16 protein-coding genes are annotated in these 20,586 nt (G+C 69.6%); 8 read left to right on the top strand and 8 right to left on the bottom strand.

Annotation, left to right across the window (positions count from 1 at the left end):
* Positions 1-162 precede the first annotated feature (162 nt).
* A complete protein-coding gene (locus NMN56_RS18060) occupies positions 163-615 on the top strand; it encodes an ATP-binding protein (protein ID WP_274040502.1) in 453 nt (150 codons plus the stop codon).
* Here the strand turns inward: NMN56_RS18060 and argS are convergent.
* On the bottom strand, positions 593-2,359 hold the full coding sequence (gene argS, locus NMN56_RS18055; protein ID WP_274040501.1) for an arginine--tRNA ligase: 1,767 nt from the start codon (positions 2,357-2,359) through the stop codon (positions 593-595). The two genes, NMN56_RS18060 and argS, sit on opposite strands and share 23 nt — an antisense overlap.
* Positions 2,360-2,515: 156 nt before the next feature.
* Between argS and lysS the strand changes: the two genes are divergently transcribed.
* Positions 2,516-4,288, top strand: a complete 1,773-nt coding sequence (gene lysS / locus NMN56_RS18050) for a lysine--tRNA ligase (RefSeq protein ID WP_274040500.1) — start codon at positions 2,516-2,518, stop codon at positions 4,286-4,288.
* Between the two features lie 313 nt (positions 4,289-4,601).
* On the opposite strand, the gene NMN56_RS18045 is transcribed toward lysS, so the two are convergent.
* The 5 genes from NMN56_RS18045 to NMN56_RS18025 all read right to left on the bottom strand — a co-directional run bounded on the left by NMN56_RS18045 (position 4,602) and on the right by NMN56_RS18025 (position 10,997).
* Positions 4,602-6,092, bottom strand: a complete 1,491-nt coding sequence (locus NMN56_RS18045; RefSeq protein ID WP_274040499.1) for a DUF2637 domain-containing protein — start codon at positions 6,090-6,092, stop codon at positions 4,602-4,604.
* Between the two features lie 194 nt (positions 6,093-6,286).
* Entirely contained in the window at positions 6,287-7,006 is a 720-nt protein-coding gene (locus NMN56_RS18040) for a DUF3558 family protein (RefSeq protein ID WP_274040498.1), read from the bottom strand.
* Positions 7,007-7,269: 263 nt separating this feature from the next.
* Positions 7,270-8,217, bottom strand: coding sequence for a hypothetical protein (locus tag NMN56_RS18035; protein ID WP_280842644.1), 948 nt, complete (start codon positions 8,215-8,217; stop codon positions 7,270-7,272).
* 773 nt (positions 8,218-8,990) lie between these two features.
* On the bottom strand, positions 8,991-9,326 hold the full coding sequence (locus NMN56_RS18030; protein WP_274040496.1) for a YnfA family protein: 336 nt from the start codon (positions 9,324-9,326) through the stop codon (positions 8,991-8,993).
* 162 nt (positions 9,327-9,488) lie between these two features.
* On the bottom strand, positions 9,489-10,997 hold the full coding sequence (locus NMN56_RS18025; RefSeq protein WP_274040495.1) for an FAD-dependent oxidoreductase: 1,509 nt from the start codon (positions 10,995-10,997) through the stop codon (positions 9,489-9,491).
* Between the two features lie 134 nt (positions 10,998-11,131).
* Between NMN56_RS18025 and NMN56_RS18020 the strand changes: the two genes are divergently transcribed.
* On the top strand, positions 11,132-11,758 hold the full coding sequence (locus NMN56_RS18020) for a TetR/AcrR family transcriptional regulator (protein WP_274040494.1): 627 nt from the start codon (positions 11,132-11,134) through the stop codon (positions 11,756-11,758).
* 1,255 nt (positions 11,759-13,013) lie between these two features.
* Positions 13,014-14,768: a BCCT family transporter gene (locus NMN56_RS18015; RefSeq protein WP_274040493.1), complete on the top strand. Its 1,755-nt coding sequence runs from the start codon at positions 13,014-13,016 to the stop codon at positions 14,766-14,768.
* 59 nt (positions 14,769-14,827) lie between these two features.
* Here the strand turns inward: NMN56_RS18015 and NMN56_RS18010 are convergent, their stop codons facing one another.
* Entirely contained in the window at positions 14,828-15,838 is a 1,011-nt protein-coding gene (locus NMN56_RS18010; protein WP_274040492.1) for a DUF389 domain-containing protein, read from the bottom strand.
* Positions 15,839-16,151: 313 nt separating this feature from the next.
* Positions 16,152-16,781, bottom strand: a complete 630-nt coding sequence (locus NMN56_RS18005) for a hypothetical protein (RefSeq protein WP_274040491.1) — start codon at positions 16,779-16,781, stop codon at positions 16,152-16,154.
* Positions 16,782-16,908: 127 nt separating this feature from the next.
* Here NMN56_RS18005 and hemL point away from each other — a divergent pair, with 127 nt between their 5' ends.
* The 4 genes from hemL to NMN56_RS17985 all read left to right on the top strand — a co-directional run bounded on the left by hemL (position 16,909) and on the right by NMN56_RS17985 (position 20,585).
* A complete protein-coding gene (gene hemL / locus NMN56_RS18000; RefSeq protein WP_274040490.1) occupies positions 16,909-18,246 on the top strand; it encodes a glutamate-1-semialdehyde 2,1-aminomutase in 1,338 nt (445 codons plus the stop codon).
* Positions 18,247-18,404: 158 nt separating this feature from the next.
* Positions 18,405-19,055, top strand: coding sequence for a histidine phosphatase family protein (locus tag NMN56_RS17995; RefSeq protein ID WP_274040563.1), 651 nt, complete (start codon positions 18,405-18,407; stop codon positions 19,053-19,055).
* 89 nt (positions 19,056-19,144) lie between these two features.
* Positions 19,145-19,807, top strand: coding sequence for a TlpA family protein disulfide reductase (locus tag NMN56_RS17990; RefSeq protein ID WP_274040489.1), 663 nt, complete (start codon positions 19,145-19,147; stop codon positions 19,805-19,807).
* A 7-nt stretch (positions 19,808-19,814) separates the two neighbouring features.
* Positions 19,815-20,585, top strand: a complete 771-nt coding sequence (locus NMN56_RS17985) for a cytochrome c biogenesis CcdA family protein (protein ID WP_274040488.1) — start codon at positions 19,815-19,817, stop codon at positions 20,583-20,585.
* Position 20,586 lies beyond the last annotated feature (1 nt).

Below are 20,586 nucleotides of genomic sequence, written 5' to 3'. Positions count from 1 at the left end.
GAAGCACAAGTTTCACTTGTCTTGGCGCTCGCAGTCCTGCGCATCACCCGATCGTGTACCGAATCATTGGATAGCTCCAAAAAGTAGCTGAACGACTTGCGCAGCGGGACGCGTTCGCGCCAACGTGTCGCTCCCCAGGCCGCTCGACCCGCAGGAGGCGACATGGCCGTCTTCGCCCAACCCCTCACGCACACCTGGACGTTGACCGTCCGGATCGAGGAGATCCCGCACTTCAGGCGGTTGGCGAAGGCGGCCATACGGGCGTGGGGGCAGCCGCGGTGCGCAGAGGAGACCGTGCTGCACGCGGTGACGGAGTTGCTCAGCAACGTGTACCGGCACGTTGAGGACCGGCGTTGTGAGCTGGAGCTGCGAAGGGGCGAGGAGACGGGCTCGGTGTTCGTCAGCGTCACGGACGGTTGCCCGCTGGCGCCCGTGGTGACCGTCCCGCACTGGACGGCGGAGTCCGGGCGCGGACTGTGGATGCTGCGCGAGAGGGCCGAGGACTTCGGCTACGTACTCCTGCCGGACGGAAAACGGGTGTGGGTGGAGGTGCCCACCCACACCCGGAATCCGCCGTACGGCGATCAGAGCCCTACAGGCGCTCGGGGGTCCTGATGCCCAGGAGGGCCATGCCCTGGTGGAGGGTGCGGGCCGTGAGGTCGCAGAGGAAGAGGCGGTTCTCGCGTTCCGCGTCGGTGTCGGCCTTCAGGACCGGGCAGTTCTCGTAGAACGGGCTGTAGAGCGAGGCCAGTTCGTAGAGGTACGCGGCGAGCTTGTGCGGCTCGTACTCCTCGGCGACAGCGGCCAGGGTGTCGCCGAACTCGTCCAGGTGCAGGGCCAGCGCGCGCTCGGCGGGGGCCAGCTCCAGCTCCGGGTGCGGGGCCGGCCTGTGGTCGCCGGCCTTACGGAAGATGGAGCGGATGCGGGCGTACGCGTACTGCAGGTAGACGCTGGTGTCGCCCTGGAGGGAGACCATGCGGTCCAGGTCGAAGACGTAGTCGCGGGTCATCGAGTTGGACAGGTCCGCGTACTTGACCGCGCCGATGCCCACCTGCTTCGCGCGGTCCTGGATCTCCTCCTCCGTGAGGTCCTGCGCCTTCTCCCGTACGACCACGGCGGCGCGCTCCGTCGCCTCGTCCAGCAGGTCCACCAGGCGGATCGTCTCGCCCTCGCGGGTCTTGAACGGCTTGCCGTCCTTGCCCAGGACCGTGCCGAACGCGAGCTGCTTCGCCGTGCCCTCCGGCAGCCAGCCGGCGCGCTGCGCCGTCTCGAAGACCATCCGGAAGTGCAGGGCCTGGCGGGCGTCCACCACGTACAGCAGGGTGTCGGCGTGCAGCCGGCCGACGCGGTCGCGGATGGCGGCCAGGTCGGTCGCGGCGTAGCCGAAGCCGCCGTTGGACTTCTGGACGATCAGCGGGGTCGGATTGCCGTCCGGGCCCTTCACGTCGTCGAAGAACACGCAGAGCGCGCCGTCGGAGCGCACGGCGACGCCGGACTCCTCCAGGTCCTTCACGATCTGCTGGAGGTCGTCGTTGTAGGCGCTCTCGCCGACGATGTCCGCGTCGTGGATCTCCACGTCCAGCTCGTCGTACACGGCCTGGAAGTACGTCTTGGACTCGTCGACGATCTTGTGCCAGAGGGCGAGGGTCTCCTCGTCGCCCGCCTGGAGCTGCACCACGCGGTCGCGGGCCCGCGCCTTGAACTTCTCGTCGGAGTCGAACAGAGCGCGCGAGGACTTGTAGAGCCTGTTGAGGCGCGCCATGGCGGCCTCGCCCTGCTCGGTGCCCGCTGACGCGTCCGACTCGTGGTCCAGCTCCGTCGGGTGCTCGGTCAGATACTGGATGAGCATGCCGAACTGGGTGCCCCAGTCACCGATGTGGTGGCGCCTGATGACCCGCTCGCCGCGGTGCTCCAGAACGTGCACGATCGCGTCGCCGATCACCGTCGAGCGCAGGTGGCCGACGTGCATCTCCTTGGCGACGTTCGGCTGCGAGTAGTCGATCACCGTGGTGCCGGGGTGCTCCGCGTACGGGACGCCCAGGCGGTCGTCGGCCGCACGGGCCGCGAGGGTGCGTACGACGGCAGCGTCGGAGACGGTGATGTTGAGGAAACCGGGCCCCGAGACCTCGATGTCCCTGATCTCGTCATTGGCGGGGATCGCCCCGACGACCTTCGCCGCCAGCTCGCGGGGGTTGCCCTTGAGCTGCTTGGCGAGGGCCAGCATGCCGTTGGCCTGGAAGTCGGCCCGGTCGCTTCGTCGCAGCAGCGGGTCGGCGGAGCCGGCCTCCGGCAGGGCTGCCGAGAGTGCTTCCGAGACGCGCCGGCGGACCGTAGCGGCAAGTGAGGGGACCGAAGCCATGGAGTGCTGACCGTTCCGTTGGTGTGTGTGGATGCAACCGCCAGTATCCCATGTGCGGGCCCGCAGCCGCCGCCTGCTTTCCGGGGTGCGGGGGATGGAAGAATGGGGCGGCAGGCTGTGAAGCACCGAGGACGTTGAGAGAAGGAAGTGCCGGACGTGGCTCAGACCACTCACGAGGCCGACTGGGTCTCCCGAATCGCCGATGAGGTCATCGCCGAAGCGGAGCGTCGAGGTCACAGCGCCCCCGGCAAAGCGATCGTCTGTGCGTCGGGCCTCAGCCCCTCCGGGCCGATCCACCTGGGGAACCTGCGCGAGGTGATGGTGCCGCACCTGGTCGCCGACGAGATCCGGCGGCGGGGCGTGGACTGCGAGCACATCATCTCCTGGGACGACTACGACCGCTTCCGCAAGGTCCCGGCCGGGGTCGCGGGCGTCGACGAGTCCTGGAACGAGCACATCGGCCGCCCCCTCACCTCCGTCCCGGCGCCCGAGGGCAGCGCGTACGCGAGCTGGGCCGAGCACTTCAAGGCGGCGATGGAAGCCTCGCTGGTGGAGCTGGGCGTCCACTACCGGGGCATCAGCCAGACCGAGATGTACACCTCGGGCGCCTACCGCGAGCAGATCCTCTTCGCCATGCGTGAGCGCGCACGCATCGACGCCGTGCTCGACCGCTACCGGACGCTGGAGAAGAACGCGAAGGCAGCGGGCGGCGCCAAGGGCGGCAAGAAGCAGCAGCAGAAGCCGGACGCCGCCGACGAGGCAGCGGAGGTCGAGGCGGCCGAGGGCTCGGGCGCCGCAGCCGAGGACGACGGCTCGGGCGCCGGCGCCGGCACGTACTACCCGTACAAGCCCTACTGCACCGTCTGCGGACGCGACCTGACCACGGTGACGGCCTACGACGACGAGACCAGCGAGCTGAGCTACACCTGCCAGTGCGGGCACGGCGAGACGGTCCTGCTGCGGGACTTCGACCACGGCAAGCTGGTGTGGAAGGTCGACTGGCCGATGCGCTGGGCGTACGAGGGCGTCGTCTTCGAGCCCTCGGGCGTCGACCACCAGTCGCCCGGCTCGTCCTTCGTCGTCGGCGGGCAGCTCGTCAAGGAGATCTTCGGCGGCGAACAGCCGCTCGGACCGATGTACGCCTTCGTCGGGATCAGCGGCATGGCGAAGATGTCCTCGTCCAAGGGCGGAGTCCCCACCCCCGCCGACGCGCTCCAGATCATGGAGGCGCCGCTGCTGCGCTGGCTGTACGCGCGCCGCAAGCCCAACCAGTCCTTCAAGGTCGCCTTCGACCAGGAGATCCAGCGCACGTACGACGAGTGGGACGCGCTCGGCCGCAAGATCGCCGACGGCAGCGCGCAGCCCGCCGACGTGGCCGCGCACACCCGCGCCTCCTCCAACGCGCTGGGCCCGCTGCCGCTCACACCGCGACCGCTGCCCTACCGCACGCTCGCCTCCGTCACCGACATCACCGGCGGCCAGGAGGAGCAGACGCTGCGCATCCTGAGCGAACTGGACCCCCAGCACCCGGTACACACACTGGACGAGGTACGCCCCCGGCTCGACAGGGCCCAGCGCTGGATCAACACCCAGGTGCCGCCCGAGCAGCGCACCACCGTGCGGGACGAGCCGGACGCCGAGCTGCTGGCCTCGCTCGACGAGGAGCAGCACGCCGCGCTGCGCATGCTGGTCGACGGACTGGACGAACACTGGTCGCTCGACGGGCTGACCCAACTGGTGTACGGCGTACCGAAGATCAGGGCAGGACTCGCACCCGACGCGAAGCCCACCCCCGAACTGAAGGTCGCACAGCGCGGGTTCTTCGCGCTGCTGTACCGGCTGCTGGTAGGACGCGACACCGGCCCCCGACTGCCCACGCTGCTCCTGGCCGTGGGCGCGGAACGGGTGCGGAAGCTGTTGGGGGCCTGACGGCAACTGCTGATGCCCTGGCGGCTGGCGGCTGATGTCGGGTGCCTGGAGCCTATGCCTGGTGCCGGGCCGGTGACGCCGGGTGCCGGGCCGGTGACGCCGGGTGCTGCGCCTGATGCCTGCCTGGCGGCTGGTGCCTGTCTGGCGGCTGGTGTCGGGTGGCTTGGCGTGTGAGTGGTGTGTGAGGTGTACGGGGTGGCCCGGCCGTGGGATGCGGCCGGGCCGCTGTGTGTTCGGGTGCGTTCTTCTTCCCGGGGTGCGGGACGCCGGGACGCGGGGATGCCGGGGTGTCGCGGCGCCGGGGCGGGGTCGGTTAGCCCGCGAGGCCCATCTCGGTGTTGTAGCGCTCCTTGAACTCCCGCATGTACGGGCGCAGGTGGCTCTCGGGCAGCAGGCCGCCGTCGGCCATGGTGACGCCGAAGGTCTCGTGCAGGGTGCGGGAGAGCTGGCGTGCGTTGGGGAAGGAGCCGTGGGAGGCGACGTAATGGCGGTACGCCTCGAAGTACTTCTCCCCGCGCGGCATCCCGTCGGGGACACCTATGGGCTCGTCGTTGCCGGAGAGTTCGGGTCCTGGCTCAGGATCGGGGGATACGCGCACGGGCGGGGGTTCGGCATACGTGTTCTGTTGGAGGGCGCTCGTGCCGTTGCCGCTTCCGTTGCCGTTCGCGGGTGGTGAGAGGGGACGGGAGCGGCCGGGGGCCACGGGGACGCGGAGGTCGGGGACGCTGGCCGGTTGCGGTTGCGGTTGCGGTTGCGGCTCGGGTGCGGGCCTGGTGCCGGCGGGCGGCGCGTACTCGGAGCGGGGCGCGGGGATACGGGCCTGCTCGGCGCGTGGCTCGTGCTGGGTCCGGGGCGGCTCGGGCCGGGCGGCGGTGTCCTGGGCGGGGGCGGTGCCCTCGGCCGGGGCGGTGCCCTCGGCCGGGGTGGGGTGGAAGTCCGTTGCGGGTGTGGCGAGTTCGGGGTGCGGGGCCGCCGGGGGTGCGGGGGCCTCTGCTGTCGCCGGTGTCGGGGCTTCGGGTGTCGTCTGCGTCGCCGGTGCCGGTAGCGCCTCCGGAGTCGTGGCGGTGGCAGCGGGGGTGGGCGCTGTGGTGGTCGCGCCGCTGGCGGTCTCGGCCGCGGCCTTCCCCCTGAGTGCCGTGCTGCCGGGTGCCGTCTCCGTGAGAGGGACGCCGTAGCGGACCAGTTTGAGCGGCATCAGGGCCTCGACGGGGGCCTTGCGGCGCCAGTTACGTCCGTACCGTGCGCGCAGCCGGGTCTCGTAGACGAGCCTGTCCTGCTCCATCCGGATCACTTCCTCGTACGAGCGCAGTTCCCACAGCTTCATGCGCCGCCAGAGCCGGAAGGTGGAGGGGAAGGCGAGCAGCCAGCGCGAGAGCCGTACGCCTTCCATGTGCTTGTCGGCCGTGATGTCGGCCACGCGCCCCGTCGCGTGCCGTGCGGCCTCGACGGTGACGACGAACAGGATCGGGATCACGGCATGCATGCCGACCCCGAGCGGGTCGGGCCAGGCCGCCGCGCCGTTGAACGCGATGGTGGCGGCCGTCAGCAGCCAGGCGGTCTGGCGCAGAAGGGGAAACGGGATGCGGATCCAGGTCAGCAGGAGGTCGAGGGCGAGAAGGACCACGATCCCCGCGTCCACGCCGATGGGGAAGAAGGGCGCGAAGGCGCCGAAGCCCTTCTTCTCCGCCAGGTCACGTACCGCTGCGAAGGATCCGGCGAAGCCGATCGCAGCGATCACCGCCGCTCCGGTGATCACAACTGCTATGAGTACGCGGTGTATTCGGGTCAGTTGTACGCCCTGCACTGGAGTTGTCCCCCACCTTTGGAAATTGGCGCGACCAGCCTGGCACACCCGTCAAGGTCCGGCGTCGGACGCCCCGAAACGGGCGGAGCCCGGCCCTCCGGTGGGGCCGGGCTCCCTGCTGCGGGTCGTCATGTGTCGCCTGGACACGGGGCATGTCGCCTGAGCGCGAGGCATGTCGCACACGCGCTCGGGACTCACTTGAGGTGCGTGAGGGTTTCCTTCGCGGCCTTCTCGGCCTTCTTCTTCAGGTCGTTGGCGCTGGGCAGCTTGCTGCCCTCGAAGCCGGTGCCCTCGTAGTCAACGGTGACGACGGCGTTGGCTGAACGCACGACCAGGCGCTCGGCACGGAAGTCCTCGGCCTTGCCCTTGGCGTCCTTCTTCTTGGCCTCGTACGCGATGGCGGTGCCCTGGTTGCCGACGCCCGCGACCTTGGTCTCCTTGGTGTTCTTGTTGTCCTTGCTGCCGCTGATCTCGTCCGCCTGCTGCTCCATGTACTTCGCGGCGCGCTTGTCGCCGCTGCCGAGCGAGGTGTCGGAGTCGAAGCGCTTGAGGGAGACGGTGAGCTGCCGGTAGTCGTACTTGTCCAGGCCGCTCCACAGGCAGCTGTTGGAGTCGCTCGTGTCGCCGGAGCCGACGCGCTTGCCCGCCTCGTTGTCGGACTTGGGCACGAGGTCCTTGACCGTGCCCTTGCCGAGGCTCTTGCAGGAGTCGGGCAGTGACTTGAACTTGGCGGGTGCGGCGGTCGGCGTCGGCTTGCTGGAGGACGCCGGGGGGGAGTCGGCTTCCTTGCCCCCGTCCGAGTCCGAGGAGCAGCCGGCGACCAGCAGGACGGGGAGCGCCACTGCCGCACAGGCGAGCGAGTTCCTGACGGTCTTGGCCCGTCGGGGGGCGTTGCGCGGGGCGTTTCGGTGCATGGTTCCTTCGCTTCCGGGATTCTTCGGAGTCCTGAGATGGCTCTTGGGTTGTCGCCCCCTTGAGCCGTGCGGGATGGCTTGCGGCGCGGGGCTGCGCTGGAGGCACGCTACGCGGCCGATGAGGCGGCGTGGGCGTTTCGTGGCACCACCCACAGCGTGGGACAGCCCACAACGTGGGTCAGCCCACAACCAGCTTCAGCCCAACGTGTGTCAGCTCACCGAGTCGGCGTGATCCCCGTACGGGGTCCGCTCCCTGTGCCCGCTCATTCCTCCTCGAAATGCGCGGCGAGCTGCTCAGCGAGCTTCCGCGCCTTGTCCTGGAGCTCACGGCTGTCCGGGATCCGGTGCTTGTCGGTGACCCACTGGTCGTACTCGACAGTGGCGATCACGTTGGCTGTCCGGAAGACCAGGGTGATGTCCCTGTGGAGGCCGGAGTCTCCGGTATCCAGTTTGTCGTTTATGTAGGCGGTGTCGCCGATGTCGTCCAGCGTACGAGGGGCCAGGTCCTCGTCGGTGCCGGGCGAGGAACTGCCGCCCTGCGCCGGCTCCTGGGAGTCCGTGGAGTCCTCGGAGTCCTTGGGGCCCTCAGAGTCCTTGGGGTCCTTGGGGGCGGAAGAGCCCTTCGCTGACGGGCTGTCGCCGGAGGGCGAGGCTCCGCCGTCGGGGCTGCCCTTCTTGGAGCCCTTACCGTCGCCGCTCTGGTCCTCCTGGGTCTGGTCGCCCTCGCCGTCACCGCCGTCGTTGTCCGGAGAGGCGGAGGAGACCGGGATCTCGGCCTTGCTGGCCTTCCTGTCGTACAGGCGCTCGGCCTGTTGGTCATCACTGACCGCGGGATCGTAGGACACGACGCGCTCGAAGTCGACGTTGAGATGGCGGGTGCTGAGCGTGGTGGCGTTCTTCCAGCGGCAGCCGGAGCGCCGGTCCGTGTCGTACGTCTCGCTCGCCTCGCCCTCGAACGGGCTCGGACTGGCGTCGGCCGTGGGTGAGTCGGGGTCGGACTCGGCGTCCTCGCTCGCGGCGGCGCCGGGCAGCATGTCCTTGAGCGTGTTGATGTTCACGGTGCCGCAGGGCTCCGGGAGCGTGCGGTACTTGCCCGGAGGCGCGGCCGAGGCGGAGGTGGAGGCCCCGCCCGGTTTGGTGTCGCCCTCGTCATCGGCGCCGGAGGAGTCGGTGCAGGCGGTGAGGGCTCCGGCAAGCACGAGGGCCAGCACGGCATTTGTTGCGTACGTCCCATATGCGGTGTACGACCTTGCCCTCCGCGGCACGGTTGGCCTCCTGGTTCGACTCGGGAACACGGACCGTCGAACGGGCCGATGGAACACAATGTCTACCGCACGTGCCACGCGGCCGTCCGGTCGCCCGGTGCCTATGTTGCACAAAGTCAGTCTTTTCCGTTTCGGCATCGTTCGTTCTTCTTCGTGTTGCCTGTCACTTCCCCGCCCAGGAGCCCGCACTTCGCGAGACCCCTCAACTGGGGCGTAGCGGCGCTTCTCTCGCGTGTGGCGGCGCTTCCCTTGCGTGTGGTCTCGCGTGTGGCGCCGCTTTCCTCGCGTGTGGCGCCGCTTTCCTTGCGAGTGGTCTCGCGTGTGGCGCCGCTTCTCTCGCGCCGGTAAGCGGAAGAGGGGCCGGGGGCGGGGGTTGGCGCTTCGGGTGTTGGCGCTCCGGGTGTTGGGGCCCGGTGTTGGCGCTCGGAGGGGTGTGGTCCGGGGGTGCGGGGGTCAGCGGGTGGGGTGCGCGGGCGTGGGGCTTGCGGGGGTGTGGCGGCTTGCGGGGCGTGGGTGAACTCGGGCTGGTGCGGCGGGGTGTGTGGGGCGGCGAACTCGGGCTGGTGCGGGGGCGGTTGGCCTGTCCGGTGGGAGTGTGCGTCCGGGTGCTTTGGCCGTTGTGCTTCCAACGCCTTTTGCCTTTGGCGGCGTTCCTTGGGGTGGGTTGCCCCCCCCACCCCCCCAGCCTCTTCGCGTCGATCCCCCGAACTACGCCCCCCTCATTCGCCGCGCGGCATATACATGATCACAGCTACACCGGCGAGGCAGATCAGTGCGCCCGTCACATCCCAGCGGTCGGGCCGGAAACCGTCCATTGCCATGCCCCAGATCAGGGAGCCGGCGACGAACACCCCGCCGTACGCCGCCAGGATGCGCCCGAAGTGGGAGTCGGGCTGGAGCGTGGCGACGAAGCCATAGACCCCTAGAGCGAGGACGCCGGCCCCGATCCACGCCCAGCCACGGTGTTCGCGCACGCCCTGCCAGACGAGCCAGGCGCCTCCGATCTCGAAGAGCGCGGCAATCACGAACAACAGCGTGGAACGGGCGACAAGCATGGCCGCAGATTAAGGGCCCTCCACCGCCATGCCTGACACCGCATGTCTTGCGCCGTCACCTGTCGTCCTTACCGATGGTCCTTGTCTGTGCTTGCTCCTTACGCCGCTCCCTTGCGCCGTTGTCCGTTGTCGGTGGCCCTTACGCCTCTGTTCAGCGGTCCCTTACGCGGCGACCGAGGCGAGCCGAGGGACGCCTGTCCATTCCGTGAGCGCGGTGTCGAGGCCCATCGGCTCGGCTCCGTTTCCGGCCCAGGCGATGTAGCCGTCCGGGCGGACAAGCAGGGTGTACTTCCCCGGGCCCGCCGTCTCCACCGTGACGAAGCGCGGGTCCCGCATGCGCTCGGCGCCGCCGCGTGGCGTGACCAGCACGAACCGGCCTTCGCGCAGCGCCTCGTAGAGCCGTCCCGTGGAGAGCGACAGATCCGGTGCACGCTTCCCGGCCAGCGGATGCGAGCCGGCGCGCGGGGGATAGGAGAGCCCGATACCGGAGATGGTCATGGTGGCGCGTCGCCTCAGCGGGTGTATCCGGTTGACCGCTTCGGAGAGCAGGGAGCGCGCCAGGTCGCTGCCGGGGAAGCGCATCAACGCGACCCTGATGAGGGTCCCGCTCATGCGCAGTGCGAGCTTGCCGACGGGGTGGCGCTCCGACTGGTAGGTGCCCAGCAGCTCGGGAGGTGAGCTGCCGGTGAGGACGGCCGACAGCTTCCAGCTCAGATTGGCGGCGTCCTGAAGGCCGGTGTTCATACCCATGCCGCCCGCGGGGGAGTGGACATGGGCCGCGTCGCCGGCGAGGAACACCCGGCCTACGCGGTAGGAGGGCGCCTGGCGTTCGTCGCTGTGGAACCGCGAGATCCACCGCGCGTCCCGCATCCCGAAGTCGGTGCCCAACGCGAGGCGCGTGAAGTCCCGCACCTCATCGATGTCGGCCGGTGCGCTGTCCGGCAGCTGTATGTCCCGGTGCCAGCCCATGACGCGGTACCAGCCGCCACCGAACGTGCCGACCAGGGCGAACGCCTTACCGGTCGCTCCGGCGATGAAGGGGGACTCGGGTGGATCGTCCATCTGAACGTCGGCGAGGACGATCGAGCGCACCACGGACTTGCCGGGGAACGGCAGTCCGAGCGCTGTCCGCACGCTGCTGTGCACACCGTCGGTGCCGACGAGATACGCGGCCCGCAGCGTGCGGGAGCCGTCCTCGCCCTGCTTCTCCTGCTGGATGTCCCTGATGTCGATCTCGACGCCCTGTTCGTCCTGGCGCAGTGCCGTCATCTCGGTGCCATGACGGAAGACGACACCTGCCTCACGGGCCCGGCGCTCCAGTAGTTTCTCGACCTCGAACTGTCCCGTGACCAGTACGAAGGGGTACCGGGTCGGCAGTTCGGTCGGGTTCAGTGCGGCGCTCCCGAACAGGCTGAGCCTGTCGATCGGATGCCCGGTCCCGACGAGGGGGTCCCCGAGGCTGCGGGCGTCGAGCTGCTCCAGCGTGCGGGCATGCACGACGAGGGCGCGGGTGAGATTGCTTGTGTCGCCGTCGCGGCGCTCGATGAGCGTCACGCGGTGCCCTGACGTGGCGAGATCGCCCGCCAGCAGCAGGCCCGTGGGGCCTGCTCCCACGACGATGACGTCCGGTCCTGACGCCGTGGACGGACCTGAGCGGTTGGTGCGTGCCATGACTGCCTCCCCGAAGGCTCGACTGTGCGCGGCCCTCCCGTGAGAGGTCAACGCACGTTGGTCAACGCTTGTGGGCACAACGATAGGCGGGGAGGGGTTGGCAAGTCAACAGGTGTGGGCATACAGTTGTTGGCATGGAGATCGAAGCACCACGCCGCCGTTCCGACGACACCCGCGCCGCGATCCTCCGCGCAGCACGGGACCGTTTCGCCGCCGAGGGGTACGAGCGGGCCACCATCCGTCTCATCGCCCGCGAGGCAGACATCGACCCGTCGATGGTGATGCGCTACTACGGCAACAAGGCGGGGCTCTTCGCCGCGGCAGCCGAGTTCGACCTGCGGATGCCCGACGTTTCCTACGCGCCGCGTGAGCATGTCGGCGTCATCCTCGTCCGCCACTTCCTCGATGTCTGGGAGGACGACGAGGCGTTCACGGCGCTTCTGCGGGTCGGCGTGACCAACCCCGCGGGCGCGGAGAAGATGCGCGGCATCTTCCGCGATCAGCTGCGCCCCCTTGCCGAGAGCCTGAACCCGGATCCGGAGGAGGCCGACAAGCGCTTGGCCTTCGTGGCCTCCCAGATGCTCGGGATGGCGCTGAGCCGCTATGTCCTGCGGCTGCCACCCGCCGTCGACCTGACCCGCGACGAAATAGTCCGCTGGCTCGCACCCACCATTCAGGGCTATCTGACGGGCGAGGCGCCGCCCTCCCCGCCACCCGAGGACGCCGGGGACGACGGCGCCCTGCCCGCTCGTACGGAGTGAGGCGAGCGAGCCTGAGGGCCCACCCTCTACGGTGCGGCGGCGCTCCCGCGTAGCCGTGCCCGGCGGGTCACGGCGGCCGAGGTGTTTCTCGGGTCGCGGCAGACGTTGGCGGTAGGCGTTGGCCAGGGCGCTCAGCGGCGACTGCCTCTCAGCCGTGGGCTGCCTCACGGCGGTGACTGCCCCTCAACCGAAGCTGCCTCACGGGCCATGCCTGCCCCTCGACCTGAGCTGCCTCACGTCCGTGACGGGCCTCAGCTGTGACCGCCTCCCGCCCGTGACGGCCCCTCATCCGTGACGGCCCGTCAGCCGTGACCGCTCCCCCCCCGTGACCACCTCCCGCCCGTGACGACCCTTCAGCAGTCGCCCCGCGCTGGTTCCGGCTGGCCCTCCCGCTCTCCGAGCTGACTGCCCTCTCCGAGCCGGCTGCTTTGCCGGCCCGGCAGCCACCCCCGGCCTGACCGTCCTCTCCGCGCCCGTCACCGAGGTCGTCTTCCCGAGTTCGTCATCCCGAGGCCGCCGTCCCCCGAGCCGCCATCCCCCGAGCCGCCATCCCGGGGCGCCACCCCGAGGCCCGTTGAGGTGGGCCCGCCCTCCCGGGGCCGGCGAGGCGAAACACGCTGATGGGCGTGCCCGGACCGCCCGTGACGAGGGTGGCGGTGGCCCCGAGGGTGAGCCATTTGCCGCGCTTTCTCCCCGCGTCCCGAGCCCGTTCCGGTGCCTGTCGCCGTGCCCGTCCGGCTGTTGGCCGGACCGTATGTTCCGCTTCTCCGTCCCACGATGCCGCTTCTCCGTCCCGCGGTGCCGCGCCCTTCCGCCGCTTCGTGCGCCAACGAGGAGGCCAGGGAGGGCCAGGGGGCGGTTGCTGTGCGAGGAGGCCGAAGTTACGGACGGCCCGATTCCGTCGATAGATACGCCGGACAGGGTCCGGCGGGCGCGGGCTGTCCGGGGCGACAAGACGTCGCTGCTTCCGATTCGGCAAAGACCCGCTCCGGAACCTGCGCGAGTGGCTCCACGGGGGAACCCGGCCCCTAGGCTTACCGGGTTCTCGCAACAAAAGGTCGTGATCATGTCACCTGATGGGAGGTCAAATTCCTTTTGCGCAGGGCAAGTTGACGTACATATGCGATTCCTGCCGTCTTGTGTGACTGGATTACTTTCATGTGTGCCGGGTAACGGCTCCTCCGAATCCCTGTCAGAAAACTCTGCGACTCGTGCGAGGTCCGGATGTTCACCGAAGGAAGGGCGATAGACCAACGTGAAACGTGAGACAGAGGAGGCGTTTGCCTCCAGCGGGGGACTGACCCGGGGTCCACAGACCGACCGCGTGGTGTTCGGCGTCACGGCGGCACTCACCCTTGCCTTCGTGATCTGGGGCGCGGTCGGCACGGATTCCCTGGAAAACGTCTCAACCAAAATGCTGAACGGCACGATCCACAACGGTGGCTGGGCCTTCGTGCTCGCCGCCTCCGGCTTCGTGATCTTCTCGCTGTGGCTGGCCTTCAGCCGCTACGGCAAGATCACCCTCGGCAAGGAGGGAGAGAAACCGGAGTTCAGGACCGTCTCCTGGGTCGCGATGATGTTCAGCGCCGGCATGGGTATCGGGCTGATGTTCTACGGGGTGAGCGAGCCGCTCTCCCACTACTCCACACCGCCGCCCGGTACCGATCCCGCCGACTCGGCCGAGGCCATGCAGACGTCCCTGTCCACCACGCTCTTCCACTGGACGCTCCATCCGTGGGCGATCTACGCGGTCGTGGGCCTGGCCATCGCCTACAGCTGCTTCCGGCGCGGCCGGCGGCAGACCATCAGCGCGGTCTTCACGCCGCTGATCGGCAAGAGACACGCGAACGGTGGCGTGGGCAAGGTCATCGACATCCTCGCGATCTTCGCGACGCTCTTCGGCTCCGCGGCCTCGCTGGGCCTGGGAGCGCTCCAGATCGGCAGCGGTGTCAAGGAAGTCGGCTGGATGGACAAGGCCAGCACGGGACTGCTGGTCGTCATCATCGCCGTACTGACCGTGGCATTCGTCGCCTCGGCCGTCTCCGGGGTGGAGAAGGGCATCCAGTGGCTGTCCAACATCAACATGGTGCTGGCCGGACTGCTGGTCCTCTTCCTCTTCATCGTGGGCCCGACGATCCTCATGCTCAACCTGCTGCCCACGTCCGTCGGTTCCTTCATCGGGGACCTGCCGCAGCTCATGGCACGTACCGACGCGAGCAGCGGCAAGGACGTCCCGGAGTGGCTGTCCGGCTGGACGGTCTTCTACTGGGCGTGGTGGATCTCCTGGACGCCGTTCGTGGGCATGTTCATCGCGCGCATCAGCCGGGGACGCACCATCCGGCAGTTCGTCGGCGGCGTCATCCTCGTGCCGAGCGTCGTGAGCCTGCTGTGGTTCGCGGTCTTCGGCGGTACGTCCATGAAGCTCCAGGCCGACGGTGTGGAGCTGACGAAGGAGGCCACGCAGGAGGGCCAGCTCTTCGGCGTGCTGAACGAGTACCCGCTGGCCAGTGTCACCAGCCTCGTGGTGATGATCCTGGTCGGCATCTTCTTCGTCTCCGGTGCCGACGCGGCGTCCATCGTCATGGGCACCCTGTCGCAGAAGGGCACGATGGAGCCCAGCCGGATGGTCGTGATCATCTGGGGCGTCCTCACGGGTGCGGTCGCCGCGATCATGCTGATGATCGGCGGAGGTGGTGACGACGCACTGGAAGGGCTGAAGAACCTCACCATTCTGGTGGCGGTTCCCTTCACGGTGGTGATGGTCGGGTTGTGTGTGGCCCTCACCAGAGACCTGCGCCGAGATCCGCTCATCCTGCGCGAGGAGCGCGGCGAGGAGGCCGTGGGCAGCGCCGTGATCGCCGGTCACGAGCTGTACGCGGGCGACTTCGAGTTCCGCATCGGCCCGGCCGACCCGGACGCGCCCGTCACGTCCGACGCGGAGCCGGACGACTCGGCTCCCGAGGCGCCCGGCACTGAGAAGAAGATCGGCTCCGAGCCGGACAAGGACTGACTGGGGACTCGCAGAAGAAGAACCCCCCACGGGAGCAGCACAGGGCGCCCCGTCGCTGGTCAGCCAGCGGCGGGGCGCCCGTTGTCCCCGCGCGCCCCGGCGTCGGCCCCTGCCGCGCCGTCCGCGCGCGCTCCGTTCCCTGGCCCCGTGCGCCGCTTGTGGGACCAGAAGAGTTTCTGGCCGAGCAGGGTGAGCGTGCCGGCGAGCACGATGCCGGCGACATTGACGAGAAGTTGGAGGAAGGAGCCCCAGGTCTCGCCGAGGTTGCCGTAGCTGAGGGCCAGGGCCGCGTTCGCCGCCGCCGGGACGGTGGTCACGGAGATCGCCACACCCACCAGTGCCCCGGACTTGGCCGAGGTGAGCGAGACGATCCCGGCGACGCCCGCGAGCAGCGCCACCACGAACGACATCGGGTCGGGCTTCCATACGAACTCGCTCACCGGGTGCGGCTTGGTGAACTGCTCGTACGAGAACACCCCGAGCACATCCATCAGCCGGCTGAAGGCTCCCGTGAGCAGCATCGCCAGCAGGAAGCCCACGAGTACGGCGATGAGCGAGCGCATCAGCAGGCTCGGGGCACGGCGCACGATCCCCGTACACACACCTGCGAGCGGCCCGAACTCGGGGCCGACGACCATGGCGCCGACGATCAGGATCGCGCTGTCCGTCAGCACGCCGCACGCGGCGAGCATCGTCGCGACGGTGAGGAAGGTGAGGTACGTGACGGAGAGGCGGGACTCCTCGTGCGTCGCCTCGGTCAGTGACTCCCACAGGACCGCGTCCATGCCCTCGCCCGGTGCCTCCCGCTCGGCGCGATCGGCGCGTTCGGAGAGTGAGAGGTCGATGTGCTCGACGGAGATGGAGCCGTGCTCGGCCAGCCCCAAGCCGCGCAGCCCGTCCAGGAGTTCGTCGCCGGCCTCGCGCGCCACGTCGCACATCACGACGTCTCCAGCCGGTTCGCGGGCCGCGCCTTCCAGCACCGCCAGGTGCGTGGCGCCGACGGTCGATCCCAGCAGCTCGACCACCGCCGGCGTCCGTTCGGCCGGGGTGATCATCCGCAGATGCAGCATGGCGGGCAGCGTAGCGGCTCAAGCACCGCCGCAGCGCGGGGCGTTCAGCGGGAGCGGTGCTGGTGACGGCGGTGACAGCGGTTGCGGCAGCCGCGGTCGCAGCGCAGTCGCAGTGGCAGCCGGGTGGCAGTCGGGCGGCGGTGGCAACGGGCCGTCAGTGGCAGCGCGGTGGCGACCGGTGCCGCGTACCGGGGTGCCGGTGTCGTGCCTCGGCGTCGCAGCGCGGCGGCGTACGGGCGCCAGGTGCGCGCGCCGCGTACGCCTGGTACGGGAAGGCTGGGGGGAGAACGTCAGGCGGGTGGCAGGAGGGGGCTCACGGCCACACGAGGCAGTACGCCTGGTGTCCCGCCTCGTGGAGGCGGTCGGAGAAGTCCTGCCATCTGTGCAGCAGTTGGTAGACGTTGAAGGCGTCCTGCGGGCCCGCGCGGTCGGGAACGGTGGACCAGATGAAGGCCGCGGCGCCCACCGACTCCTCGCCGATGCCGCGCAGCGGGTCGACGACCGTCATCGGGAGCTTCACCACGGCGTAGTCCGGGTGCAGGACGACGAGTTCGAGCGGAGGTACGCGGTTGAGGGGTATGCCCTCGATGCCGGTGAGCACCATGGCCGCCATCGTCTCCGGCTTGATCTTGGTGAACATGCCGTGCCCCAGCTCGTCACCGCCCAGCTCCTCCGGGCGCATCGAGATGGGCACGCGTGCGGCGGTGGCGCCGTCGGGCGCACCGAAGTACTTGTAGGTCACCCCCACTCGGCCGCCACCCCTGCTGCTCCCGCTCTCCGCCGTGCTCCCGCTCTCCGCGGTGTTACCGCCCCGAGGGGCGTTCCCGCTGCGCGAGGTGCCTCCGCTTTCCCCCGCACCGCGCCGGTGGCGCCCCTGCGCACGCCCCGGGCCAGTCTCCGAGGGGCCGCCGGTCCCCTCTCCCAGTCCGCCACCGCGATGCATGTCACCACCCGACTGCTCATTCGAGCCGCACGGCCGTCACCGTGCAACCCGATCATCGTGTCAGAGACCTCCCCGCCTCACGGACTGTGAAACGCCCCCAGCCCCCCGCACAAGAGGCTCTGACACCATGGCTTTCGTGACTTACTCGTACAGTGCCCCAGTATCGCAGTCGCTTTTCGAACGTGCCGCCGCCGTGACGCCGGGAGGCGTGAACTCCCCGGTGCGCGCTTTCCGCGCCGTGGGCGGTACGCCCCGGTTCATGGTGTCCGGCACCGGTCCCTATCTGACGGACGCCGACGGCAGGGAATACGTCGACCTCGTCTGCTCCTGGGGGCCGATGATCCTCGGCCATGCGCAGCCCGAGGTGGTGGAGGCCGTGCAGAAGGCCGTCGCCAAGGGCACCTCGTTCGGTACGCCTGGCGAGGACGAGGTGGTGCTGGCCGAGGAGATCGTCTCCCGGATCGACCCCGTTGAGCAGGTACGACTGGTCTCCTCCGGGACCGAGGCGACGATGTCGGCGATCCGGCTGGCGCGCGGGTTCACGGGCAGGGCCAAGGTCATCAAGTTCGCCGGGTGCTACCACGGGCACGTCGACGCGCTGCTCGCCTCGGCCGGGTCCGGGGTCGCCACGCTCGGTCTGCCGGACACCCCGGGGGTGACGGGCGCTCAGGCCGGCGACACCATCGTGCTGCCGTATAACGATCTGGACGCGGTCCGCGAGGCGTTCGCCGCTTACCCCCGCGAGATCGCCTGTGTGATCACCGAGGCGGCGCCGGGGAACATGGGCATCGTGCCGCCGCTGCCCGGCTTCAACCAGGGGCTGAAGGATCTGTGCCAGGCCGACGGCGCCCTTTACATCTCCGACGAGGTGATGACGGGCTTCCGTGCGAGCAAGCGCGGCTGGTACGGGATCGACGGGGTGGTCCCCGATCTGATGACGTTCGGCAAGGTCATGGGCGGCGGCTTTCCGGCCGCCGCTTTCGGGGGGCGCAAGGACGTCATGGCCCACCTGGCACCCGCGGGGCCCGTCTACCAGGCGGGCACCCTCTCGGGGAACCCGGTCGCTGCGGCGGCGGGTGTCGCGCAGCTGCGGCTGCTGGCCGCCGACGACTTCGCCGCCTACGACAAGGTGGACGCCGCCTCCCGGCAGGTGCGGGAGCTGACGGTCGAGGCGCTGAACAAGGAGGGTGTCGCGCACACGCTGCAGACGGCGGGCAACATGTTCTCCTTCTTCTTCGGCGACTACGGCGACGCGGGCGTCACCGACTACGAGGCCGCCAGGCGGCAGGAGTCGTTCCGCTTCACCGCGTTCTTCCACTCGATGCTGGCGCAGGGCGTCTATCTGCCGCCGTCCGGATTCGAGATCTGGTTCGTCTCCTCCACGCACGACGAGCGTGCCGTCCAGCGGATCGCCGACGCACTGCCCGCGGCGGCGCGCGCCGCCGCAGAGGCGGTGCCGGCATGAGCGCGGCCGGAACCACGGGGGGCACGGGGGCCACGGGGAGCACAGCCGAGTCCGCCGGGTCTGCCGGGTCCGCCGAGTCCGGCGGGTCTGCCGGATCGACCGGGTCTGCCGGATCGGCCGGATCGGCCGGAGAGAAGGCCGTCACCGTCGTCCATGTGATGCGGCACGGCGAGGTGGAGAACCCGGAGGGCATCCTCTACGGGCGGCTGGCCGGGTACCACCTGTCCGACCTCGGCCGCAGGATGGCGGACAGGGTCGCCGAGCACCTGGAGGGCCGCGACATCGCGCACGTCGGCGCCTCGCCGCTGGAGCGCGCGCAGGAGACGGCGGCGCCGATCGCCAAGTCGCACGGGCTGGACGTGGCCACCGACGAACGGCTGATCGAGGCGGGCAACGTCTTCCAGGGCAAGACCTTCGGTGTGGGCGACGGCGCGCTGCGCAGGCCGGAGAACTGGCGGCACCTGCGCAACCCCTTCCGGCCCTCCTGGGGCGAGCCGTACATCGACCAGGTCGTACGGATGAGGGGTGCGCTGGAGACCGCGAAGGACGCGGCGCGCGGGCACGAAGCGGTGGTGGTGAGCCACCAGTTGCCCATCTGGATCCTGCGCAGCTTCGTGGAGCGCCGCCGGCTGTGGCACGACCCGCGCAGACGGCAGTGCACGCTCGCTTCGCTGACCAGCTTCACCTTCCTCGGCGACAGGATCGTCTCCGTCGGCTACACCGAACCCGCGCGTGATCTTGTGCCTGCGCACCTCAGGGCCGGCGCGAAGCGGGTGAAGGGTCAGCAGGGCAAGGGATTCGGGGCCTGAGCTGGGAGTTCGGCGGTGGCGCAGGCGGTGGGACGGGGGGAAGCGGGGGGTGTGGAAGATCCCCGCGGGGCCCATGCGAAACTTTTCACATGAGCCAGATCCGCGCTAACTCCTCCGGTCGCGCCGCGCACAGGGGAGGGGCCTCTCGCGCCGGGCGCAGAGGCGGGTCCCGCCGCCGTCTGACGCTGCTGGCCGCCGGTGCCGCCGTGGGCGCGCTGCTGCTGTCGGCCTGCGGCGGTGAGGAGGCGGGCTCCGCCTCGGGCGACACGAAGTTCGTGAAGGGTACGGGCGAGATCACCAAGGTGTCAGCGGCCAAGCGCACCTCCGTTCCCGACCTTTCGGGCCCCTCCGTCGACGGCAAGGATCTGAAGCTCTCCGACTACCGGGGCAAGATCGTGGTGCTGAACGTGTGGGGTTCCTGGTGCAGCCCGTGCCGGGCGGAGGCGCCGAACCTCGCCAAGGTCGCACGGGACACCGAGGGCAAGGACGTCCAGTTCGTCGGGATCAACACCCGGGACCTGGACAAGGCCAACGCCAAGGCGTTCGAGCGGAACTACGACATCGACTACCCGAGCTTCTACGACCCCAGCGGCAAGCTCATCCTCAAGTTCCCCAAGAACACGCTCTCTCCGCAGGCCATCCCGTCCACCCTCATCCTCGACAGGGAGGGAAAGGTCGCCGTGCGCGCGCTCAAGGAACTGAGCGAGAAGGAGCTGCGCGACGCGCTCGACCCCCTCATCGCGGCCAAGTGACCGCCCGATGACCGCCCTCGCCGCGACCGGCATGAACGAGACCGTGCTCAACGGCGCCCTCCTCCTCGCCCTCCCCGTCGCGCTCCTCGGCGGACTGGTCTCCTTCTTCTCGCCCTGCGTGCTGCCGCTCGTCCCCGGTTACCTCTCCTACGTCACCGGGGTCAGCGGCACCGACCTGGCGGAGGCGCGGCGCGGACGGATGTTCGCGGGGGCCGGGCTCTTCGTGCTGGGCTTCACGGCTGTCTTCGTCTCGGGCGGCGCGCTCTTCGGCGGCTTCGGTGCCGTGCTCCAGGAGAACCGGGACGTCATCTCCAAGGTGATGGGCGTCCTCACGATCCTGCTGGGGCTCGCCTTCATGGGGGCGCTCGGTCCTCTCTCGCGCTTCACTTCGCGCGAATTCCGTATCCACAAACGCCCCGCCATAGGGCTGGCGGGCGCTCCGATGCTCGGGGTGCTCTTCGGGATCGGCTGGACACCGTGCATCGGTCCTACGCTCGCCGCCGTGCTCACGCTGTCGTCGAGCCAGGCGAGCGCGGAGCGCGGGGCGCTGCTCACGGTGGCGTACTGCGTCGGTCTGGGCGTGCCGTTCGTCCTCGCCGCTGTCGCCTTCCGGCGCGCGCTGGGCGCGTTCGGCTGGGTGAAGCGGCACTACGCGTGGGTCATGCGGATCGGCGGCGGCATGCTCGTCGTGGTCGGCATCCTGCTCGTCACAGGCATCTGGGACCGGATCGTCTACGAGATCACGGTCTGGTCGTCCGACTTCACGGTGGGGATCTGAT

Source organism: Streptomyces iconiensis, assembly GCF_028657195.3.
GTDB classification, from domain to species: Bacteria; Actinomycetota; Actinomycetes; order Streptomycetales; family Streptomycetaceae; genus Streptomyces; species Streptomyces iconiensis.
Note: the sequence above shows the minus strand (reverse complement) of the source record. Positions and strands in the feature narration are given on the sequence as shown.